A 20725-nucleotide genomic window follows, 5' to 3' on the forward strand; every position below is an offset into this window, starting at 1 on the left:
ACTACTGCTCTCGTCGGCACCCGAAACCGGGTGCCGGGTGACTGTTGTGGACGCGCTATTCCGCCGCGTCCGGGAACGCCGTCTGCTTGTAGCCGCCGCGCAGGCTGCCGTCGATGTAGGCGGTACGAGTGGCCCGGCGCGCGATCTTGCCCGACGAGGTGCGCGGGATCGAACCGGCGGGAACCAGCAGGACGTCGCGGGCCATGACGCCGTGGCGCTGCGCGACGGCGGCACGCACGGTGTCGGCGACCTCCTGCGGGTCGGCCTTGCGGCCCGGGCCGCGCTCGGCCACGATGACCAGCTGCTCGGAAGCGTCGTCGGGATCGGGGGTCAGACCGCTGCCGGCGAACTCGAAGACCACGGCGGGCAGCTGGTTCGCCGGCACCGAGAAGGCCGCGACGAAGCCCGGACGCAGCGCGGTGCTGGCCTCCTGGGCGCTGTACTCGAGGTCCTGCGGGTAGTGGTTGCGTCCGTCGACGATCACCAGGTCCTTGACGCGACCGGTGATGTAGAGCTCACCGTCGAGCCAGACGCCGTAGTCGCCGGTCCGCATCCACAGGCCGTCGGCCGGGGCGCCCTCGGAGTGGCTGCCCTCCGACAGCGGGGTGACGAGCTTGTTGTGGAAGGTCTCCTCGGTCTCGGCCGGCTTGTTCCAGTAGCCGGCGCCGATGTTGAGGCCGTGCAGCCAGATCTCGCCGACGTGGCCGTCGGGACGCTCGGATGCCGTCTCCGGGTCGACGATGACCGCCCACTGGCTCACCGCGACCTGGCCGCAGGACACCTGCGCGACCGAATTCGGCGTGCCCTCCTCCACAACGGTCAGCTTGCCCGCGTTCAGGTCGTCGCGGTCGACGTAGATGACCTTGGCCTCGTTCTCACGCTGGGTCGCGGAGACGAAGAGGGTGGCCTCGGCCATGCCGTAGCAGGGCTTGATGGCGGTTTTCGGCAGGCCGTAGGGCGCGAAGGCCTCGTTGAACTTCTTCATCGAGCTGACCGTGACCGGCTCCGAGCCGTTGATCAGGCCGATGACGTTCGACAGGTCGAGTTCCTCGCCCTCCTTCGGCAGACCGCGTGCGGCGGCGTGCTCGAAGGCGAAGTTCGGGGCCGCGGCGTAGGTCTCCGCGCCGTCGGCGGCCGCGGCGAGTTCCTTGATCCAGCGGCCGGGCCGGCGGACGAACGCCTGCGGACTCATGATCGTGATGTACCGGCCGCCGAGCGCCGGAAGGATCACCGTCAGCAGGCCCATGTCGTGGAACATCGGCAGCCAGGTGACGCCGCGGGCGTTGCGGTCGATCTGGATGGTGTCGGAGATCTGCAGGACGTTCGCGGCGACCGCCTGGTAGGTGATCTCCACGCCCGCGGGGACGCGGGTCGAACCGGACGTGTACTGCAGGTACGCGACGGTGTCCTTGTTGTGGTCCTTGCCCGCGATCGGGGCGACCCAGCTCGAACCCACCGAATCGGGGACCGCGTCGACGGCGATGACGCGCGGGCGCTCCTTGGCCGGCAGCGGCGCGAAGAAGTCGCGGACCGCCTCGGCGGACTTGGTGGAGGTCAGGATCGCGGTCGGCTTGCAGTCGTCGAGGACGGCATGCAGTCGATCGGTGTGGCCGGGCTCGTCGGGCGAGAACAGCGGCACCGCGACGTTGCTGGCGTACAGCGCGGAGAAGAAGCCGATCACGTACTCGAGCGACTGCGGCGCGAGGATCGCAACACGATCACCGGGCTTGGTCACCTGCTGCAGGCGTGCGGCGACAGCGCGCAGGCGCTTGCCGAACTGCGCCCAGGTCAGGTCCTGGGCTTCGCCGTCGCGCTCGCGGCTGTAGTCGATGAACCGGTAAGCCAGCGTGTCGGCCTGCTCACGCACGTTCTGTTCGACGTAGTCGACAAGCGTCGCTTCCTCGGTGAAGGAGATGTTTCCCGTCTCATCGAGAAAGTCTTCGAGTTCAGTCTTCAGCATTCATTACTCCTGTGGCCCCCTCGTGGACTCCCCCACGCGAGTGCAGTTCCCGGTGACGTCCTTCGGCGACAACACCCGGCGCTTCTGCCATCCACGTCCTGTGCCGACCGCGGGATACGGTAGCGCACGTCCAGTTACACAACGAAAAACTTGTGATCGTCAAGTTCAGCTTCGAAAGAGCGTACGTCGGTTCATCGGCGTACACCCTCGGGTCAACACCCACCACCTCGTCGTTCACACGCGAGACAGACGGTCATCCTACTCCCCCTTCAACTGGGCCAGAACGGGCGCAAACGCGTCCATCTGGGTCGGGAAGACCCCGACGTAGGACATGGTCGTCCGGCGACGGACCTCGCGGATCTGATCCGCGATCTCCTCGAAACTGCCGATCGCGATGTACGGCGAGGACAACACGTCGTCGACGGTGAACTCGGTGTCGTGCGCGATGTTCGGCGGGTAACCCTGCTCGAGGGCCTTCAGCGCCATCTCGGCGGTTGCCACGCGATCGTCGGTGATCACGATGACGGCGATGGTCCAGTTCAGCTCGATGTCGTCGAACCGGTCACCCGCGGCCTGGCGGATGCGGTCGACACGTTCGGCCGTCTTCTCGATTGTCATGTCCGACAACTTCATCTTGCCGTCGGGCGTGGTGCCCGGGGCGACGGAGATGATGTCGGCGTGCTTGGCGGCGAGCGCCAGCATCTTCGGTCCGCCACCGCCGACCGCGATCGGCGGTCGCGGTCCCTGGCGGGGTCGCGGGCTGCCCTCGAGGCCGTTGATCTTGTAGAACTCGCCGTCGAAGTCGACGGTCTCGCCGCGCATGAGTCCGTCGAGGATGGTCAGCGCCTCGTCGAGACGGCGGATACGGACGCCCGGGGACTCGAACTCGATCCCCGCCTTGTCGAACTCTTCCTTCATCCAGCCTGCGCCGATGCCGAGCTCGAGTCGCCCCTTGCTCAGCACGTCGATCGTGGTGGCCTCCTTGGCCAGGAGAGCCGGGTGGCGCCAGCCGTTGGCCAGCACCGACGTCGCGAGGCGGATCGTGCTGGTGGCCTGGGTCAGCGCACCGAGCGCGGCCAGCGGACCGACCTGGTTGCCCAGGTGATCGGGCACCGCGAAGGTGTCGTAGCCGTATTCCTCGGCGGTCTGGGCCAGCTTGACGAACTTGCGGGCACCACCCTCGTCCTTGTTTCCCTCACCACCCGCGCCGAAGCGGAACTTGCGCAGACCGGAGGAGCTGCCACCCGCATCATTGGGGGGTTGCGTCATCGCTGTCCTCTCCTCGTGTCCGGCCGTCGGGGACGCCGTGCGGCATCCCGTGTGTTCGTTCGCCCGGGTGAACCCCGGGCCAGCCCAACACGTTAATGCAGCGTGACGGCCCCGCAAAACGAATCGGTGGTGTTGGCGACAGGGTTACCGCAAGTTGACCGACCGCGGGACGCCGACGGGTCAGCTGTGCTTCGGACGCGGGGCCTCGTCGATGAGGCGCTCGGCCCACGAGTACATCCACTGCGTCGCGGTCTGCCCGTCTTTCTCCCAGTACCGCGGCGTGCCGTACATCGCGTGGATCGGGTTGCTCGCCGCATTGGCCAACTTCGACACGGCGGCGAGCGGATTGACGACCGTCGGCGAATCGCAGATGAGATCGCCTGGCGCACAGATGGACTGCACGCGGTCCTCGAGGTCACCGAATCCACCGTTGCGCGGGCCGGTCATGGTGATGCCGGGGACGATCTTGCCCATGCCGCCCAGCGCGATCTCGGCACCGACGCCGTCGGGGCTGGGGTCCACGTCGTTCTGCTTGCCGGGCTGGCGTCGTCCGTCGGCGATGAGCCCGACCCCGAGAACGAGATCCTGGTCACCGTCGGCGAGCACGCCCCGGCCGTTGCCGATGTTGCTGGCGAGATCGCCCGCGATCACCGCCCCCTGGCTGAAGCCCATGAGCACGTAGCCGGTGAGCGGGCAGCGCTTGTTGGTGTTGATGATCTTTCCGGCCGCGCGTTTGTACCCCTGCGTGCGCGAGACGTTGTAGTCGGCCTGCCGGTCGGCGAGGTTCGTCGGATTCCGGAACTGAGCGGTGTAGGGCACCGTGTAGATCTCGGTCCGCGACGAGTCGAACTGCTTGCCCAGTGCGCTCGAGACACGCAACATCAACGAGTTCGGGTTGGCCGTGGGCGTATACGGATCGTCGGTCGCACTCGACTCCCAGGTGCCGGGGATCACCACGGTGAGCACGTCGGGACAATCCGCGGGTTGCGCCTCAGGCCGCTCCTTCGACGGCGTCGACGGCACCCCGGGCCCGATCGGCGGGATCGGCCCGGGCCTCAGCCACACCAGGATGAGCAGCACGATGAGCACGATCGCGATGACCGCGAGCGCTAGGAGGAACAGGGAGAACTTCCCCAACCGCCGGACGGGGCTCTTCCGAGCGCGGCCCGCGGTGCGTCTGGCCATCACGTCAGCAGTAGTGCTGTTCTGCTGCGCGAATCACCTTGTCGGCCTTGGTGTTCGCCTCTTCGACGGTCTTGGTGCCCGGCCCGACCGACGCGGTGACGAAGGCCTTCACCATGCCCGGGTCGGTGCCCTTCTGCTTGGCGCCGCACACGTATCTCGCCATGGTGAGCGAGACGGAGTGGTCGCTGTCGCCCATGAAGGTGACGTTGTCGGCCTTCAGCGCCGCGAGGTAGGCCTTGGCCTTGGCGTCGAGCGGGGCACCGCTGGGTCCGGGGAAGTTGTCCGGGACCTTGGTGCTCGGGTTGGGCTCGGTCTCGGGCAGCTTCGAGGTGGTTCCCGACGGCGCGTCCGAGGCCTTGGCTGTCGGCTCGGCCGAGACCGAACCCGACGCGGGCGTGGACGATCCCGCGGCCGAGTACAGCGACGTGGTGGTGACCGGGTTGTTGGTGATCGGCGCACTGGCCGTCGAATCGTCGGAGCACGCCGAGACCGAACCGAGCGCGAGTGCGAGTCCCGCCAGGGGCAGCACCAGCCGAGCACACTTCGTTGTCATCGCCACTTCCTGTCGAACCTCTATCCCGCCGGACGCGGCGCAGTCGGACACTGCACCGCACGCCCCGTCAGGCTACCGTCCCCGCATACCCCGACGATCCCGCCCACCGGCGCGACCTGCACGAACACCTCGATTCCTCAGCGAAGTCTCAGCGCCCGCACACGTGCGGTCGAGGTTGGGGCCTCACTTGAGGACCTTCGTGCCGTCCTTGGCCGTCCAGGTGATCCGGCCGTGCTCGAAGTGGTTGACCCGGCCCCTGCCGTCGCGGGTCGGCTCCTCGTTGCTCACCGGCTTGCCGAGACGCCCACCCGGGCCTCCGGCTGCCACGTAGGCACCGCCGATGGCACCGGTCACGATCTTCGGACCCTTCGGGCCGGTGAAGATGCGGCCGTTCGCGAAGTCCTGGGCCTTGCCGCCGGGGACGCCGTACGCCGGGGTCAGGCAACCCCCCAGGTCGCCCTTGTTGGCGTCCCAGAGCTTGCGGAAGGCGCCGTCCACACGGCAGGCGATCGCGTCCCGTGAAAGCCCGAGGGCCGCGGCGGCCTGCGGCCACGCCTGCATCATCTCGAACTCCCAGTACGGCCAGGTGTGCGTTCCGGACGGGCGGTAGACCGCCTGACCCGGGATCCCCTTGCGGTTCAGCTGGACCGCGAACTGCTGGGATGTGACGCGGCTGAGCATCTCCAGGCCCACGCCCGAGTAGTTGGTCGCGAGCAGCGGGATGTCGGAGGGCTTGTCGTGCTCGCCGACCATGCCGTTGCCGGAGGAGACGTAGAGGCTCGTGCCCTGCAGCTTGTCGGCCAGGACGTACGGGTCGTGTTCCTTCCAGGCCGGGTCGGTGGGCGGACCGAACATCTTCATCGAGTCGTAGCCGCCGCCATCACGGACGGCGAACTGGATGGCCTGGGGCATACCGAACGAGCTGAACTGCAGGATGCCGGAGAACGACGCGGCGAACTTGTAGAAGCCGGGGTTGCGCGCGGCCAGCATCATCGCGGCCGAGCCACCCATCGACAGACCTTCGACGCCGCGGACGTCCGTGGAGCGCCAGTCGTTCTCCAGGATGGGCGGCAGTTCCCGCATCAGGAACGTCTCCCACTTGTAGTTCTTGCCGCGGTCGGGTTCCTTCCAGTCGGTGTAGAAGCTCGACTCACCACCGATCGGCAGGATGACGTTGACGTTCTTGTCCTTGTAGAAGTCGACGATCTTGGTGTTGAGAACCCACCCGCTCTGATCGTCCTGCGCACGCAGACCGTCGAGCATCGTCAGCTGCGGGAACTTCTCCTTGGGCTTGGCATGCCAGTCGCGCGCCAGGAGGATCTGCACCTGGATGTTGGTGTTCATCGACGGCGAGTACACCCAGAGGGCGACTCGGCGATCGGTGTACCAGTAGGTGTTTGTCACCTTGCCCGGCGGAACCGCCGCCGGTGCGGCTGCCGGGGCCGCCGACGAGGGGGCCGCCGACGACGGGGGCGCAGCCGGAGAAGCCGGGGGCGCAGCCGGGGACGCCGGCGCCGGAGCCGCCGGCGAGGCCGGGGCTGGTGCCGGCGCGGGCTCTGCGCCCGCGAGGCCCTGACCCACGACAAGTGTCATCACGGCCACGATCGCCACCACGGCGGCCATCACCGCTCGCCAGGCCACTCGGGCACCGACCGGTCGGGTACCACTGATTCGCCGCATCACTCTCCAGAACTCCTTCGACCCAGTACAACGGCGTCCGCACGTTCTGACCGATTCCCCGTCAGTCACAACTGCATCATCAATACCAAACGCCTCAGGAGTTTCTTACACGCAATCCGACCCCGGTGTCCGAACGCCACGCTGTGACTCGTGGGATTTATGTGACAGTTGATACCAACCATCCGGCGGCAGTTCCCGAAACACGACGACGCCCCGTCCGGGAATCCGGACGGGGCGTCGTGCAGGCCGTGTCAGGCCGGTCTCTCGCCGATCAGCGGAAGAAACCGCGGTTCTTGGCGTTCCAGACCATGTCCTGCCAGTAACCCCAGGCGTGGGTGCCGTTGGCGTAGTACGTCATGAGCGGCACGCCCTGGACGAACGCGGCGGCCTCAAAAGCCTTCGACTGGGTGAACGCCAGCAGCTCCAGCGTCGAACCCTTGAAGAGGTCGTCGAAGACGTTGGGCAGTGCGTTGTACTTGCCGAAGAGGCCGTTGCCCGAGCCCACGAAGATCTTCATGCCGCGCATGTTGCCGATGTTCCAGAAGGGATCGTTCTGGAACCAGCGGATGCTCCACGGCGGGCCCCACATCGCGTCGATGTTCCACGGCTTGGGATCGACGTCGAACATCGCCAGACGCAGCGCGGTGCGCATACCCGGGGCGCTCAGGAAGTTGTAGCCCGACAGCGAGCCGGCACGGTCGAAGTGCTGGCGGTTCTGCGCGCCGATGACGAGGGCGGCGTTACCACCCATCGACAGGCCCATGATGGCGTAGCGCTTCGACGCGCCGACGCGGAAGCCGCGCTTGTCGAGGGCACCGACCAGCGACTTGGTGATGGCGCAGTTCCAGCGGTAGCGGTACTTCTGGCCGTTGAAGTTGCTGGGTGCGTCCCAGTCGGTGTAGAAGCTGGCCGGTCCACCGATGGGCTCGACGACGTTGACGCCGGACTTCACCATCTCCTGGACGTTGGTGTTGATCTCCCAGCCGTTGTAGTCGTACTGGGCGCGCATGCCGTCGAGCAGGATGACGGTTTTATAGTTGCCCGGCTTCTTCCAGGCGCGGACCTTCACATCGGGCATTCCGCAGCCGTTGACAAAGAACTCCTGCTTGCCGACCTGCGTTCCGCCGATCCGGGCGCTGGCCTGGCCGGCGACCACGCCGGTCAGTCCCACAACTGTCAGCACGGCGACGAGTGCGGCGATCAGCCGGTTCCCCATCCGGCCGCGCGCAGGCTTGGTCGCCTGAGTGGCAGCTTCACGCATGTACAGAATCTCCCTCTTCGGCCGATCGGATCACCGGAGGTCTCACCTCCCGCGGAACCCGACCGGTTCTTGTGCGTCTCACATCTCTCGTCCCCCGGCGCAGAGCGCGGCGCGACGATGGTTTCCGAGCCGATCTCGCATGCGATTCGCCGTCGGCGAGCCTATTCGATGCCCCCGACCGTGACAAACCTTGTGATCGCGATCACAACCCCCGTCACCGTGCGTGCCCCGGCACTTTCCAGGACACATCGGTCACGAACGGTTTATCGACCTCTGACGTCGGGACGTTACCGATCCGAGACGTTCCGGGGCAAGTCCTCAGCGCAGAGTACGCGTTTTCTGTGCACTTACTTGGGTTCGTGTGCCAGGGTCGCGCGCACCCGCATACCGCCCGGGCGCCACCTACTCCGGGTTCACGGGCGGCGGCATCTCGAGTCCGCACCGGGCGATCTCGTACTCCGGCTCGCGCTGGATGCGGTAACTGTTGAACGTGAACGCCTGCTTCAGATTGTGCTTGAAGCGGGTGAGCGACCACGGGCCCTCGAAGGACGCGAACCGATCCTTGGTCTCGGGGCACTGCAGCGCCACCTGCGCCTGCCGGACGAGGTCCTCGTCGAGGTAGCCCGGCAGAACCGGCTTGCGCGGATAGGCCCCGGCCTCGGCGACGACCCATTCGCTCGGCAGGATCTTGTCGTGTCCGATGCGGCCGTCCTCGAGCCGCTCGGTGTGTGCGGCGAGCGGATACGCCAGACCCATCTGGTCGATGACGCGCACGTCGAGCGGCGCGTTCATGCTCGTCATGCCGAGATTGAGGAAGTAGACCGTCACCTGGCGCTCGGCACCCTTGGGCATCACCGCGGGCAGCTGCGCGACGTACCACTCGTCGTAGTTGAACGACGGCAGGATGACGCCGCCGTCCTCGCGATACTTGTCGATCTTCTCGACCATCGCGCTCATCCGCGGGTAGGCGAGGTAGTCCTCGGCGGTCACCGGGTTCTCGTTGCCCATGTTCGTCACATAGAAACGACGCTCGTCGACGATGCCGCTGCGTCCGATGTCGATCCCGGCGTTGGGCAGCACGTTCGCGTGGGTGCTGATCCCCCACACGAGAACCGTGATCCACAGGCAGGCCATGGCGACCGCACCGGCCAGTCCGACGCGGGTCCGGCGACGTTCGGCCGGCGACACCTCGACGGGCTCGGGCTCGTCGTCAATGGCGGATTCCTGCGCGCCACGGCGTCGGCCGAAGGCGGCACCGAGGTGCGCGGGGACCGTCAGCGGCACGACCATGAGCGGCAGCAGCGTCACGAACAGCGGCACGAGCAGCACGCGGCCGTGCATGAAGTCGCCGCCCTGGCGGATCCAGTAGACGATCAGGACGAGACCGGCGACGGCGACCACGGTCACCACGGCGGTCGACGACTGGAGCCGGGCCGACAGCGCGGCCGGCCGGGAGCGGTCGGTATCGGCCGTGCTCGCACCGGCATCCGCGCGTAGACGTGCGCCGACGATGAGGATCACACCGGCGACGACGGCCATCACGACCGGCAGCACCAGAATGTACGGACCGAACAGGTTGGTCAGATAGGAGAAACCCTGCTCCCACTTGGCGCCGCTGGCGTCCTTGGCGACCGCCGGGTTGGGGACCAGGAGGGCGTAGTAGCCCATCCGGAAGATCTGGTAACCCACCGGCAGGGCACCGGCGACGACGGCCACGCCGAGGCGCATCTTCCAGCCGAGCGGCGCGAAGAAGACCAGCACCAGCACCAGTCCGCCGAACACGGTGAGCTCGGGCCGGATCAGTGGTGCGAGACCCGCGGTGAACGCGAGCGCGAGCGTCGCGGCCGAGGCCTTGCGCGTGGACTGAGGACCGCGTCGGGCCCAGGCGACGAGCTGACACCACAGGACGGCGGCCCAGAAGATACAGAGGCCGTTCTCCAGTCCGCTCGTCGCGAAGTCGCGGGCCGGGGGGATGGTGATGTAGATGATGGCGCCGAACGGGAGCAGCAGCGTCCAGCCGTCACCGGTGATGCCGCCCAGGCGGTTGCCGTAGAGACGTGCGCTGCCGTACATGGCGATCGGGATCGCGGCGACCGAGCACACCAGTGCCACCCAGAGGGCGACGTACTCGAGCTGGCCGTCGCTGACCCACGCCCAGAACCACAGCAGGTAGGTCCAGGCGGTCGAGGTGTTGGCCTCGACGCGTTCGCCCGCGTTGAACACCGGTCCGTTGCCCGCGAAGAGGTTCCGCAGCGTGCGCAGCACGATCAGACCGTCGTCGGCGATCCACCGCCGCTGCCAGGCCCCGATCGCGAAGAACGTGCTGACGGCGACTGCGCCGATCAGGAAACTGACCGCGGCGAGCCGTCGGCGCGCCTTGTCGATGACGGGCGTGCCAGACGCCCGGGTGCCTTCTACCTCGGGTTCGTCGACGGAATCGCTACCGACACCGTCGGTGGACTGCAGACCGTCAATTGACTGCATAGACCGCGACACCCACGCATACTAACCAGGCCACGGCCAGCAGCTGCAGTACACGGTCGCCGAGGGCGATCTCCTCGGGTTCGCCCGCCGCACCGCCGTCGACGTCGACCGCATAGCGAAGGATCGCGACCGTGAACGGCACCATCGAGATCGCGTACGCGACGTTGGTGTTATGGTCGGAGCCCTTGTCGAAGGCCCAGAGTCCGTAGAAGACGACGACGCCGGTGGCCGACAGCGTCCACACGAAACGCAGGTAGGTGGTCGTGTAGTACTCGAGCGCCTTGCGGATCTTGGCGCCGGTGCGCTCGGCGAGCTGCAGCTCGGCGTACCGCTTGCCGGCCGCCATGAACAGCGAGCCGAAGGCCATGACGAGCAGGAACCACTGCGACAGCACGATCTCGGCGGCGACACCGCCGGCGATCGCGCGCAGCAGGAATCCCGACGACACGATGCAGATGTCGATGACGGCCTGGTTCTTGAGGCCGAAGCAGTAACCGAGCTGGATGACCAGGTAGATCGCGATGACCACCGCGGTCTGCCAGTTCGCCAGGAAGGAGATGCCGATCGACGCGGCCAGCAGCACCGCTGCGAGGCCGTAGGCCAGCGGCACCGGGACCACGCCGGCGGCGATCGGACGGAACCGCTTGGTCGGGTGATTACGGTCGGACTCGACGTCCATCGCGTCGTTGACCAGGTAGATGCTCGACGCGGCGAGGCAGAACGCGACGAAGGCGATGCCCGCGGAGGCCAGCACCGAGGCGTCGGTGATGTTGCCCGCGGCCAGCGGCGCGGCGAGCACCAGGACGTTCTTCACCCATTGCCGCGGGCGGATCGCCTTGATCAGCCCGGCGGTCAGGTTCTTCGGGGGCCCGGCGACCTTCCCGTGCTCGATCGGCTCCTCGCTCATGCACTCTCCCTGTGTCGTGTCACCCGTGCGATGACGGGGGACGCGGCGAGTCGCAGCGGCCCGCCGGGCACCGCGGCCGTGAGGCCGAGCCGGGTCAGGACGCGCGCCGCGCGACGGGCACGTCCTGAAGCCGGAGCATTCCGGGTGGGTTCGAGCAGCACCTTATCGCCCGCGATGACCGCCGCTGCGCTCGCGGCACCGATCGCGGCACCCGCGGTGACGTCTGTCGGATAGTGAACGCCGAGTACGAGACGCGACAGGAGCATCGGCGGCACCAACGCGGCGGGCAACACCCTGGCGTCCCAGCCGGCCGCCCGGCCGATGAGGATCGCCGCTGCCGTGGTCGAGGTGGCGTGCGACGACGGGAAGCTCAGCTTGCTCGGCGTGGACACCCCGATGTCGATGGCCGGGTGGGCCGGCCGGGGCCGGCGCACGATGCGCTTGATGATCACCGAGGCCGCGTGTGCGCCGAAGGCACCCACACCGGCTTCGATCCACAACTGCTGCGATCGCACATCGCCACGGGCACGCGCCAGCGTCCAGCCGGCGCCCGAGATGGCCAGCCAGCCCAGGGCGTGCTCGCCGAAGTGCGACAGACCGCGCGCCGCCGACCGCACACCCGGGCGGGAACCGATGCCCGTCTGGATGGCGACGAGGACCTTCTCCTCACCCGCGAGGGGCCTGGGGGCGTCGTCGGCCGGGAGCTTTGTCGACTCAGCCTGCACGTCGGGACTACTCGATTCCGAAGACACCCGCCCAGCTCTCCTTACTGGTCAACTCACGATGTGCGGCGCGGTACTGCTGCTTCATGTCGCCGAACTTGTCCTGAAGTTCTTTGATCAGAGCGAAATGCTCTCGCGCGAGCGCGATCATCTTCTCGCGATCACGCTGCCGGTACACCACTCCCCGACCGTCGGCCGTGGTGACGGTGACACCGTCGACGCGGCCGAGCGAGAACCAGCGCGCCTCGATCGGCGGGTAGTTCGCCTGCGGGACCTCGTGATGCCGCGGGTCGGCGGGGCGCGCGTTGTTGACGACGGCAGCGGCCAGCGCCTTGACCTTACTGATCGGGTTCAGCGGGATCGAGGTACCCAGATGCGTTGCCTCACCGGAGGTTCGGGGCAGCTCGGTGGCCGACGGCAGCACGACGGCGTCCGGGAACTCCTTGCGCATCGCCGCGACCTTGGGTAGCGCGGTCGGCAGCAGGCTGCGGATGTGCTCGGGCCCGGCGAGGAAGTCGCGGATCGCCTCGTTCTGGATGGCGACCGTCGAATACTCGAGGCACAGAAGGTGTTTCGCGGTCGCCTTGGTCATCGAGCGGATGATGCCCTTGATCGGACCGTCATGGTGGATGGACGCGACGACGAGCCGGTTGCGCAGGTGGAAGTACGCCTGCCAGTCGATGGCGTCGTCCTTGTCGCTCCACGCCATGTGCCAGATCGCGATGCCCGGGATGGTGGCCGTCGGGTACCCGGCCTTGGCCGCACGCAGCGCGAATTCCCAGTCGTCCCACTTGATGAACAGCGGCATCGGCAGGCCGATGGTCTCGGCGCATTCGCGGGGGATCATGCACATCCACCAGCCGTTGCCCTCGACATCGATCCGGCGGTGCAGGTTCTTCGAGTTCTCACGATCCCGCAACGGGTATTCGGAGAAGTTGTGGTCGTATTCGACGAATGGCGCAGCGGTCCACATGAAGGTGTCGCGGCGGATGACCTCGCCCATGCAGTGCAGGTGACTGCGGTCCTGCAGGTTCAGCATCTGCCCGCCGACGAGCATGGGGGACTTGGCGAATCGCGACATGGCGAGCGCGCGCAGGATCGAGTCGGGCTCGATGGCGATGTCGTCGTCCATGTAGAGGATGTACGGCGAATCGGTGAGTCGCAGCGCCTCGTACATGATGCGCGCGTAGCCGCCCGAGCCGCCGAGGTTGCCCTGGTCGAAGATGTGGAGCCGGCCCCCGAGAGCCGCGGCGGCCTCGGCGTACCCCGGCTCGTCGACGACCTTCTTGGTGCCCTGGTCGGGCATCATGACCGCGTCGATGACCTCGTCGACCATCGGGTCGGAGGTCAACGCGGCCAACGCGTTCACCGCGTCGGTGGGCCGGTTGAAGGTCGGGATGCCGACGGTGACGCGCTTGGTGTCGGCGTCGGAGGTCGGCGCGTCGATCGGCGAATACCAACCGGCGGAGACGATCTCGGTGTCGGTGTCAGTGGTGATGTCGAACCAGATCCAGCCACCGTCCTCGAACGGGCCGAGGTCGAGTTCGAATTCGACCACACCGCGGCCGTGTTCGTCGGTGGCGATCAGGTCGCCGCCGATGCCGATGCGCGAGCCGTCGATCTTGGAGCGATACAGGTCGACTCGAGCGGTGCCGACCACCTCGATGCGCAGCACGACCGAGTCCAGGATGCTCCAGCGGCGCCAGTAGGCCGCCGCGAAGCCGTTGAAGTAGGTCTCGAAGCTGACCTCCGATTCGCCGCCGAGCAGCACCGAGGTCCGGCTCGGCGCATGCGCCCGCCGGTTGTTGGAGTCCGACTCGAGCAGGTACAGCGACCGCACGTCGAGCGGCTCACCCGCGCGCGGGAAGATGACGCGCTGCAGAAGGGATTTCGCCTTCGACGGCCCGATGCCCGCATCGGGGATCTCGGCCTGGTTCACGGGGGTCACCGTCATCTATTCGGCTCCTGCGGGGTCGGACACCAGCGGCGCACCGTCACGCAGATGCGGCGCCAGGGTGTTGTCGAACATGGTGAGCGCGCTGGCGATCGCCATGTGCATGTCGAGGTACTGGTAGGTGCCGAGACGACCACCGAACAACACGTTCGCACTGGCGGTCTCGGTCCGGGCGAGTTCACGGTAGGCCGAGAGCTTGGCCCGGTCGTCGGCGGTGTTGATCGGGTAGTACGGCTCGTCGTCGTCGTTGGCGAAGCGGCTGAACTCGCGCATGATGACGGTCTTGTCCGCGGGGTAGGAGTCCCGCTCCGGATGGAAGTGACGGAACTCGTGAATCCGCGTGTACGGCACGTCGGCGTCGTTGTAGTTCATCACCGGGGTGCCCTGGAAATCGCCGGTGTCGAGTACCTCGGTCTCGAAATCGAGTGTGCGCCAGCCGAGTCGGCCGGCCGAGTACTCGAAGTAGCGGTCCAGCGGGCCGGTGTAGACGACCGGTGCGTCCGGGTTCTGCTCCCGCAGCTCGTCGCGGACGGCGAACCAGTCGGTCGACAGGCGGACCTCGATGCGCTCGTCGGCGGCCATGTTCTCCAGCCAGGCGGTGTAACCGTCGACCGGCAGGCCCTCGTACTTGTCGTTGAAGTACCGGTTGTCGAAGGTGTACCGGACCGGGAGCCGGGTGATGTTGCCCGCGGGCAGCTCGGTGGGATCGGTCTGCCACTGCTTGGCGGTGTAGTGCTTGATGAACGCCTCGTAGAGCGGCCGCCCGATGAGGCTGATCGCCTTCTCTTCGAGGTTCTTGGCATCGGCGGTGTCGATCTCGCCGGCCTGCTCGGCGATCAGCTTGCGCGCCTCGTCGGGCGAGAAATAGCGACCGAAGAACTGGCTGATGAGGCCGAGACCCATCGGGAACTGGTAGGCCTGCCCGTTGTGCAGCGCGAAGACGCGGTGCTGGTAGTTCGTGAAGTCGGTGAACTGGTTCACGTACTCCCACACCCGGTCGTTGGAGGTGTGGAACAGGTGGGCGCCGTACTTGTGGACCTCGATACCGGTCGTCGGCTCGGCCTCGGAGTAGGCGTTGCCACCGAGATGGTTGCGCCGTTCGATCACGAGGACCCGCTTGCCCAGCTGGGTGGCCGCCCGCTCGGCGACGGTGAGACCGAAGAATCCGGAGCCGACGACGATCAGGTCAAAGCTGCTAGTGGTTGCCACGGGTCCTCAGGGTAACGGACCCTTCCTGATGATTCTCCGAGCCACGGTGGTCGCCGGGTAATGTTCGATCGTCGGTCTGCAGCCATCGGGCCGGTTCCTCTGCTTCTCGAGTAGTTCGGGGCACCGTGACGTCATCGCCTGAGTTGTCGGCACCCGTGGCTGCAATGCCACCTCCCGCGGTGGCGTCCGCCATCACGGACATCGTGGTCGTCGTGCCCGCCCACAACGAGCAGGTCCTACTCCCCTCCTGTCTCGCCGCACTCGACGCCGCGGTCGCGGGACTTCGGCAATCGGTGCAGGTGATCGTGGTGCTCGACTCCTGCGACGACGACTCCGCCGGTGCGGTACCCGACCACGTGACGACACTGCACGTGACCGCCAGGTGTGTCGGTGCCGCGCGGCGGGCGGGCTTCGCCGCGGCATCACCGACACCGGCCGACACCACCTGGTTCGCGACGACCGATGCCGACTCGGCGGTGCCGCCCGACTGGCTGCTCACCCACGTGGAGGCGGCGGACTCCGGTGCGGACGCTTTCGTGGGGATAGTCACTCCGGACGGCTTCGACGGATGGCCGCGGGGAATCGGGTCGATGTTCGACGCCCGCTACGACGCCCGACCCGGTCACCGTCACGTGCACGGGGCAAATCTGGGCATACGAGCGACCGCGTATGCCGCAGCGGGCGGATTCCGGGAGCTCGACGCGCACGAGGACGTCGACCTCGTCCGGCGGCTCGAGGATTCCGCCGTGCCGATCGTGTGGGGCGCCGATGCCCCGGTTCGTACGTCGACGCGACGGATCGGCCGGACCGTCGATGGTTTCGCCTCTTATCTTCGTGAACTCACCGATCAAGCTCCCGAGGCGTCCCGATGAGCACCGAAGCCGCCCGCGGGATCGTCGACTCCGCCGGGTTCGGCCTGCCGCGGCCCGGCACCGGTACGACGCTCGGGCGCTTCGCTGCGCTCACCCGCCTCTGCTCCGACGACATCAGCACCGGGCGGCTCGTCGAGGCGCACGCCGACGCCGACGCCATTCTCGGCGAGATCGTCGGCGGCGGGGTCCGTCCGGGCGAGTTCTGGGGTGTCTGGGCTGCTCAGCCGCCTGGGACGGGGGTCGACGCCCGGTCGGTCGCGGACGGTTTCGAGCTCGTCGGCGTCAAGGAGTGGTGCTCGGGCGCGGGGGCGTGCACCCATGCGCTCGTCACGGCCGCGACGGCCGACGGCAATCGCCTGTTCGCAGTCGACCTGCGGCACCCCGGCGTGTCCACCGACTTCTCGTCCTGGCACGCCGCCGGCATGCGCGCCACCGACACCGGGACCGTCACCTTCGACTCGGTGCCCGCTACGGCAGTCGGTCGGGTCGGGGCGTATCTCGCCCGTCCCGGCTTCTGGCACGGCGGGATGGGAGTCGCGGCGTGCTGGTTCGGCGGAGCTCGGCGCGTCGCCCGACCGCTGTACCGCGCGGTGAGCCGTTCCGACGACCCTCTCCTGCGGATGCACGCGGGTGCGGTGGATGCACAGCTCGCGACCGGGTGGGCCGCGATCGAAGCCGCTGCCCGGCACATCGACGCCGATCCCACCGCTCCGTCGCAGCGCGAGGCATTCGCCCTGCGGTGGTCGATCGAACAGATCGCCACCGCCGTCATCGACCGGGTCGGTCGTGCGCTCGGCCCCGGGCCGCTGGTCGCCGATCCCGATCACGCACAGGCGGTCGCCGACCTCACCGTCTACATCCGGCAGTCACACGCCGACGCCGACCTCGCGGTTCTCGGGTCACTCGTCGACGAGAACATCCCGGGCCCCCTCGCGGATTCGTCGGAGGAGGATTCATGACCTCGGATGCCGGCAGCATGTCGGAACGTTTCGCCGCGACCCCGGTGGCAGAGACGGGAACCCCGGAGGCGGAGTGGCAACGCTGGTTCGCCACCCGGGGGCGGTGGCCGGGCGTCGACCTGTCGGTGGAGCGTCTCGTCGTGCTGTCCGCGCATCCCGACGACGAGGTGCTCGGGGTCGGGGCACTGATCTCCGCAGCCGCGCGCCGCGGGATCGAGGTGGTGACGGTGTGCCTGTCCGACGGAGCGGCGTCGCACCCAGGCTCGCCGACACTCACACCGGAACAGCTCGCCGGCCGACGGCGCACCGAACTCGATTCGGCGACAGCACTATTGGGCCTATCCCCATCGCGATGGTGCGGCCTCCCCGACGGCACCCTCGCCGAACACGAGGAGGAGGTCGAGGCGATCGTGTCCCGGGTGCTCGCCGAGAAACCGGACGTCGCCACCGGCCTGCTGGCCGTGTGGGCGCACGACGGCCACCCCGACCACGAGACGGTGGGCCGCTGCGCCCGACGGGTCGGCGACCGGTTCGGTGTGCCGTTGTGGATGTACCCGATCTGGATGTGGCACTGGGCAACTCCCGACGACCCGGCCGTCCCGTGGCATCGGGTGCAGACCTTCGACCTCGACGACGAGGCACTCGAGCGCAAACGTGCGGCGGTCGAGGCCTTCGTCACCCAGGTCGATGCACTGTCGGACGCACCCGAGGACGCCGTCGTCCTCGGTCCGCACATCCTGGCCAGATTGCTCCGCCATCGGGAGTTCGTGTTCGTATGAGACTGCCGGACAGCTACTTTCACGACATGTACGCGGGGAACGACGATCCGTGGGGATTCACCTCGCGGTGGTACGAACAGCGCAAGTACGCACTCACGCTCGCCGCACTGACCAAGCCGCGTTACCGATCGGCCTTCGAACCCGGATGCTCGATCGGTGTGCTCAGCGGGGGGCTGGCCACGCGGTGCGATCGGCTGATGTGCACGGACGTGAGCCCGCGCGCCGTCGACCTCGCCCGCCAGCGGCTCACCGGGCACCCGCACGTCGATGTCCGGGTCGGCGACATCGTGGCCGACTGGCCGTCGAAGCGCTTCGACCTCATCGTTCTCAGCGAGGTGCTGTACTACCTGGACAGGACCGCCCTCGCCGAACTGATCGCCCGGTTACCCGCGGCCCTCGCTCCGGGTGGGGAGGTCGTCGCCGTCCACTGGCGCTGGCCCGTCGACGAATATCCCCAGTCGGGTGACGACGTCCACGCCGCTCTGGCCGAGTCTCCGATGGTGGCCTCGACGTCGTACTCCGACACCGATTTCCGACTCGATGTTCTCCATTTGTCACCTGAACGGTCGGTTGCGCAACGAGAGGGACTCGTCAGTTCCTAGGGGTTATACGATCCGGCATAATAGATCCTCGACAAACGAGTGTTTCGTTTCCTGCGCTCAGCTGTCGGTCCGGCTGAGACGCGTGGAACGCGGTCTCTCGAGGAGGCAGGAGTGACCGAGGTGACGGATTTCTCGGCGCAGATGACGCGCATCGCCGGCGAGATGCGCAAACAGAGCGACGACACCGAGACTGCGGTGCGGGCGATGACCAAGTATGCGGTCGACGCCATCCCGGGCGCGGAGTACGCATCGGTGACCCTCGTGACCAACGGCGTCGTCGAGACCCCGGTGATCATCGGCGACCTGGGCGGCGAGGCCGACGAACTGCAGCGTGAGCTCGGCGAGGGGCCGTGCATCCGTGCCGCGGTCAACGACGTGACCGTGTGGATCGACGACATGCTGGTCGACGAACGCTGGCCGCGGTTCGCCGCGGAGGCCGCCGACATCGGCATCCGCTCGATGGCATGCTTCTTCCTCTACATCGACGGCGACGACTTCGGCGCGCTGAACCTGCACAGCACCCGTCCCCACGCATTCCCATCCGAGGCGCGCCTGCTGGGCGAATTGTTCGCCGCACATGCCGCGACCGCGTTCGGCGCCATCCAGGAGAAGCAGCAGCTCCGGGCGGCGCTCAGCTCGCGCGACATCATCGGTCAGGCCAAGGGCATGATCATGGAGCGCTACAAGCTCGACGCCAACGGCGCGTTCGCGCTGCTCGCCCGTCTGTCACAGGACACCAACACCAAGCTGGTCGATGTCGCGGCGCAGATCGTCGTAGCCGGGCCGGAGAGCTCCTAGCCGAGCCCGTCGTCCGTGGGGAACCCCAGCGCCGGGATGCCGCCGCGTTCCTGGAACTGCTCGAGACTCTTGCCGACCAGCACGCGCGGTCCCGTGGCAGGGGTGAAGAACATCATCCCCTTCTCGTAGACCTGCGTGACGCCCGCGGCGTCCGGGGTCAGCGACGGGAGCCCCATCGCCTCTCCGAGGGGGCCGGAGAGCCCGCCTAGGTCGGCGAACTTGCCGTCCATGGCCGACGCGGCGATCTCCAGGAACTTCGCGCCGCCGGGAATGATCTGGTCGACGAACTGCCCGAAGCTACCGAAGTCGAGTCCCAGTGAGGGCCCGGACGGTCCGGTGGGCGGCTTGACGATGCGCGGCGCCGGCTGGCCCTGCACGGTGAACCACGACGACTTCAGCTTCAGTTTGGTGCGTGCCTCTTCGCCAGAGACCTCGGAGGTTCCGCCGGAACCCACGGCACGGACCTTGACAGCGCGGCCGTGTTCGGCTCCGAGGCCGTTGGCCTCGACCACTTCGAAGCTCCGGAGAGCACCCACACCGAAGGCCGAGCCGATGGTGCCGGCCGAGACGGTCACGGTCCAGTTGTGATTGGGCGAGACCGTGTCACCCTCGTCGGGTACGGCCGGGAAGCGGCCGCCGGCCGAGAAGCCACCCGTCGAGGCGGAGAACTCGGTGAACGCGGGCTGGCCGTTCTGCAGCAGGATCTGGCCTGCGGTCGCGTCGGCCGCCACATTGGTCCGACGATCCTCGCCGGAGACGCCGCCGTACACCTGGGAGTTCTGGGTGTCGTCGATCTTCTTGCCGCCGGCGATCGCGGCGAGTGCATAGGTGCGGGCGGCGACGGCTTGCGCCTGCAGTGCCGCCGCGCCGCCGGAGTCGGCCCAGGCGGGCAGGCTCTCACGCGGGATGACGCCCTTGACGTAGTCGTCGATGTGGATGCGGTTGACCACGCGTCCACCTTCGAGGCCCAATGCGCCTCGGTAGGCCTTCTCGGAACCACAGAACTTGAGGAACTCGGCCGCGGGCCGGTTCGGCGCCATGCTCAGCGGTTCGACGAACGTGGCCGGGACGGAGCGGAGCACGTTACCGCCGCAGCCGCTGCGAATGGCGGCCGTGCCCCCGGACAGGCTGACCGCCTGTCCGGGAGCCACCGTCTGACCTCCGACGCGCATTCCGGCGTCCGCATGCACATTCACCGAGTTCTGACCCGTGAGGGCCACGATGATCTCGGGCCTGTCCACCTTCCCCGCGGTGGTTCCACCGTAGAAGTGACGCAGGATCTGCTGTGCCGACCAGCCCTTACGGGCGTAGCCGTACGCACCCCATTGCCCCATTCCGCGGCCGTGGCCATGACCGTGCCCGATCAGCGTCACCGTCGACCCGACCGAAAGCTCGACCCCGGGGGTCGATTCCGTCGAACTCGCGGCAACGAGTCCTCCGGCCAGCAGTGCGGGCGCGAGCCCGGCCGCGGCCCAGGTCAGCAACTTTCCGCGAGTCCGTGCGGGCCGGGAGCCGGTCGCCGGCCTCCCCG

General features: G+C 67.7%; 17 protein-coding genes. 5 read left to right on the plus strand and 12 right to left on the minus strand.

The window, feature by feature from the left end; translation table 11 throughout:
- Positions 1 to 55: 55 nt before the first annotated feature.
- The 11 genes from fadD32 to glf all read right to left on the minus strand — a co-directional run bounded on the left by fadD32 (position 56) and on the right by glf (position 15184).
- Positions 56 to 1960 carry a long-chain-fatty-acid--AMP ligase FadD32 gene (gene fadD32 / locus C5O27_RS03660; RefSeq protein ID WP_006358799.1) on the minus strand — a complete coding sequence of 635 codons (1905 nt, stop codon included), beginning with the start codon at positions 1958 to 1960 and terminating at the stop codon, positions 56 to 58.
- Positions 1961 to 2218: 258 nt separating this feature from the next.
- On the minus strand, positions 2219 to 3229 hold the full coding sequence (locus C5O27_RS03665; RefSeq protein ID WP_006358800.1) for an LLM class F420-dependent oxidoreductase: 1011 nt from the start codon (positions 3227 to 3229) through the stop codon (positions 2219 to 2221).
- Positions 3230 to 3409: 180 nt separating this feature from the next.
- Positions 3410 to 4417, minus strand: coding sequence for a cutinase family protein (locus C5O27_RS03670; RefSeq protein ID WP_127961939.1), 1008 nt, complete (start codon positions 4415 to 4417; stop codon positions 3410 to 3412).
- Between the two features lies 1 nt (position 4418).
- Positions 4419 to 4967 (minus strand): DUF732 domain-containing protein, encoded by a 549-nt coding sequence (locus C5O27_RS03675; RefSeq protein ID WP_127961940.1) that lies wholly within the window; start codon positions 4965 to 4967, stop codon positions 4419 to 4421.
- A 183-nt stretch (positions 4968 to 5150) separates the two neighbouring features.
- Positions 5151 to 6647 carry an alpha/beta hydrolase-fold protein gene (locus tag C5O27_RS03680; protein ID WP_127961941.1) on the minus strand — a complete coding sequence of 499 codons (1497 nt, stop codon included), beginning with the start codon at positions 6645 to 6647 and terminating at the stop codon, positions 5151 to 5153.
- Positions 6648 to 6918: 271 nt separating this feature from the next.
- The gene (locus tag C5O27_RS03685; protein WP_006867062.1) at positions 6919 to 7908 is read right to left on the minus strand and encodes an alpha/beta hydrolase; all 990 of its coding nucleotides are present in this window, start codon (positions 7906 to 7908) and stop codon (positions 6919 to 6921) included.
- A gap of 402 nt (positions 7909 to 8310) precedes the next feature.
- Positions 8311 to 10392: an arabinofuranosyltransferase AftB family protein gene (locus tag C5O27_RS03690; RefSeq protein WP_127961942.1), complete on the minus strand. Its 2082-nt coding sequence runs from the start codon at positions 10390 to 10392 to the stop codon at positions 8311 to 8313.
- Positions 10379 to 11299: a decaprenyl-phosphate phosphoribosyltransferase gene (locus tag C5O27_RS03695; RefSeq protein WP_127961943.1), complete on the minus strand. Its 921-nt coding sequence runs from the start codon at positions 11297 to 11299 to the stop codon at positions 10379 to 10381. Before C5O27_RS03695 ends, C5O27_RS03690 begins: the two co-directional genes overlap by 14 nt.
- Positions 11296 to 12051 carry a phosphatase PAP2 family protein gene (locus C5O27_RS03700; RefSeq protein WP_127961944.1) on the minus strand — a complete coding sequence of 252 codons (756 nt, stop codon included), beginning with the start codon at positions 12049 to 12051 and terminating at the stop codon, positions 11296 to 11298. The genes C5O27_RS03695 and C5O27_RS03700 overlap by 4 nt, the downstream gene beginning before the upstream one ends.
- Positions 12032 to 13975, minus strand: coding sequence for a glycosyltransferase (locus C5O27_RS03705; protein WP_127961945.1), 1944 nt, complete (start codon positions 13973 to 13975; stop codon positions 12032 to 12034). Before C5O27_RS03705 ends, C5O27_RS03700 begins: the two co-directional genes overlap by 20 nt.
- A complete protein-coding gene (gene glf / locus C5O27_RS03710; protein WP_006358810.1) occupies positions 13976 to 15184 on the minus strand; it encodes a UDP-galactopyranose mutase in 1209 nt (402 codons plus the stop codon).
- Positions 15185 to 15348: 164 nt separating this feature from the next.
- Here glf and C5O27_RS03715 point away from each other — a divergent pair, with 164 nt between their 5' ends.
- The 5 genes from C5O27_RS03715 (at position 15349) to C5O27_RS03735 (ending at position 19194) form a co-directional block, all read left to right on the plus strand.
- Positions 15349 to 16056 (plus strand): glycosyltransferase family 2 protein, encoded by a 708-nt coding sequence (locus C5O27_RS03715; protein WP_006358811.1) that lies wholly within the window; start codon positions 15349 to 15351, stop codon positions 16054 to 16056.
- Positions 16053 to 17015, plus strand: coding sequence for an acyl-CoA dehydrogenase family protein (locus C5O27_RS03720; protein ID WP_006358812.1), 963 nt, complete (start codon positions 16053 to 16055; stop codon positions 17013 to 17015). Before C5O27_RS03715 ends, C5O27_RS03720 begins: the two co-directional genes overlap by 4 nt.
- On the plus strand, positions 17012 to 17794 hold the full coding sequence (locus C5O27_RS03725; protein ID WP_006358813.1) for a PIG-L deacetylase family protein: 783 nt from the start codon (positions 17012 to 17014) through the stop codon (positions 17792 to 17794). The genes C5O27_RS03720 and C5O27_RS03725 overlap by 4 nt, the downstream gene beginning before the upstream one ends.
- Positions 17791 to 18396 carry a class I SAM-dependent DNA methyltransferase gene (locus C5O27_RS03730; RefSeq protein WP_006358814.1) on the plus strand — a complete coding sequence of 202 codons (606 nt, stop codon included), beginning with the start codon at positions 17791 to 17793 and terminating at the stop codon, positions 18394 to 18396. The genes C5O27_RS03725 and C5O27_RS03730 overlap by 4 nt, the downstream gene beginning before the upstream one ends.
- 111 nt (positions 18397 to 18507) lie before the next feature.
- Positions 18508 to 19194, plus strand: coding sequence for a GAF and ANTAR domain-containing protein (locus tag C5O27_RS03735; protein WP_006358815.1), 687 nt, complete (start codon positions 18508 to 18510; stop codon positions 19192 to 19194).
- Here C5O27_RS03735 and C5O27_RS03740 read toward each other — a convergent pair.
- Positions 19191 to 20678 (minus strand): SpoIID/LytB domain-containing protein, encoded by a 1488-nt coding sequence (locus tag C5O27_RS03740; RefSeq protein ID WP_208651476.1) that lies wholly within the window; start codon positions 20676 to 20678, stop codon positions 19191 to 19193. The genes C5O27_RS03735 and C5O27_RS03740 overlap by 4 nt on opposite strands.
- Positions 20679 to 20725: the final 47 nt, after the last annotated feature.

It is taken from the genome of Gordonia alkanivorans (assembly GCF_004011905.1).
Lineage (GTDB): Bacteria > Actinomycetota > Actinomycetes > Mycobacteriales > Mycobacteriaceae > Gordonia > Gordonia alkanivorans.

What these genes read in the sequence shown, in the direction of transcription:
- C5O27_RS03665 (WP_006358800.1), bottom strand. Translation starts at nt 3,229, where the DNA reads ATGACGCAACCCCCCAATGATGCGGGTGGCAGCTCCTCCGGTCTGCGC.
- fadD32 (WP_006358799.1), bottom strand. Translation starts at nt 1,960, where the DNA reads ATGCTGAAGACTGAACTCGAAGACTTTCTCGATGAGACGGGAAACATC.
- C5O27_RS03705 (WP_127961945.1), bottom strand. Translation starts at nt 13,975, where the DNA reads ATGACGGTGACCCCCGTGAACCAGGCCGAGATCCCCGATGCGGGCATC.
- C5O27_RS03685 (WP_006867062.1), bottom strand. Translation starts at nt 7,908, where the DNA reads ATGCGTGAAGCTGCCACTCAGGCGACCAAGCCTGCGCGCGGCCGGATG.
- C5O27_RS03680 (WP_127961941.1), bottom strand. Translation starts at nt 6,647, where the DNA reads ATGCGGCGAATCAGTGGTACCCGACCGGTCGGTGCCCGAGTGGCCTGG.
- C5O27_RS03695 (WP_127961943.1), bottom strand. Translation starts at nt 11,299, where the DNA reads ATGAGCGAGGAGCCGATCGAGCACGGGAAGGTCGCCGGGCCCCCGAAG.
- C5O27_RS03675 (WP_127961940.1), bottom strand. Translation starts at nt 4,967, where the DNA reads ATGACAACGAAGTGTGCTCGGCTGGTGCTGCCCCTGGCGGGACTCGCA.
- C5O27_RS03725 (WP_006358813.1), top strand. Translation starts at nt 17,012, where the DNA reads ATGACCTCGGATGCCGGCAGCATGTCGGAACGTTTCGCCGCGACCCCG.
- C5O27_RS03715 (WP_006358811.1), top strand. Translation starts at nt 15,349, where the DNA reads ATGCCACCTCCCGCGGTGGCGTCCGCCATCACGGACATCGTGGTCGTC.
- C5O27_RS03690 (WP_127961942.1), bottom strand. Translation starts at nt 10,392, where the DNA reads ATGCAGTCAATTGACGGTCTGCAGTCCACCGACGGTGTCGGTAGCGAT.
- C5O27_RS03730 (WP_006358814.1), top strand. Translation starts at nt 17,791, where the DNA reads ATGAGACTGCCGGACAGCTACTTTCACGACATGTACGCGGGGAACGAC.
- C5O27_RS03720 (WP_006358812.1), top strand. Translation starts at nt 16,053, where the DNA reads ATGAGCACCGAAGCCGCCCGCGGGATCGTCGACTCCGCCGGGTTCGGC.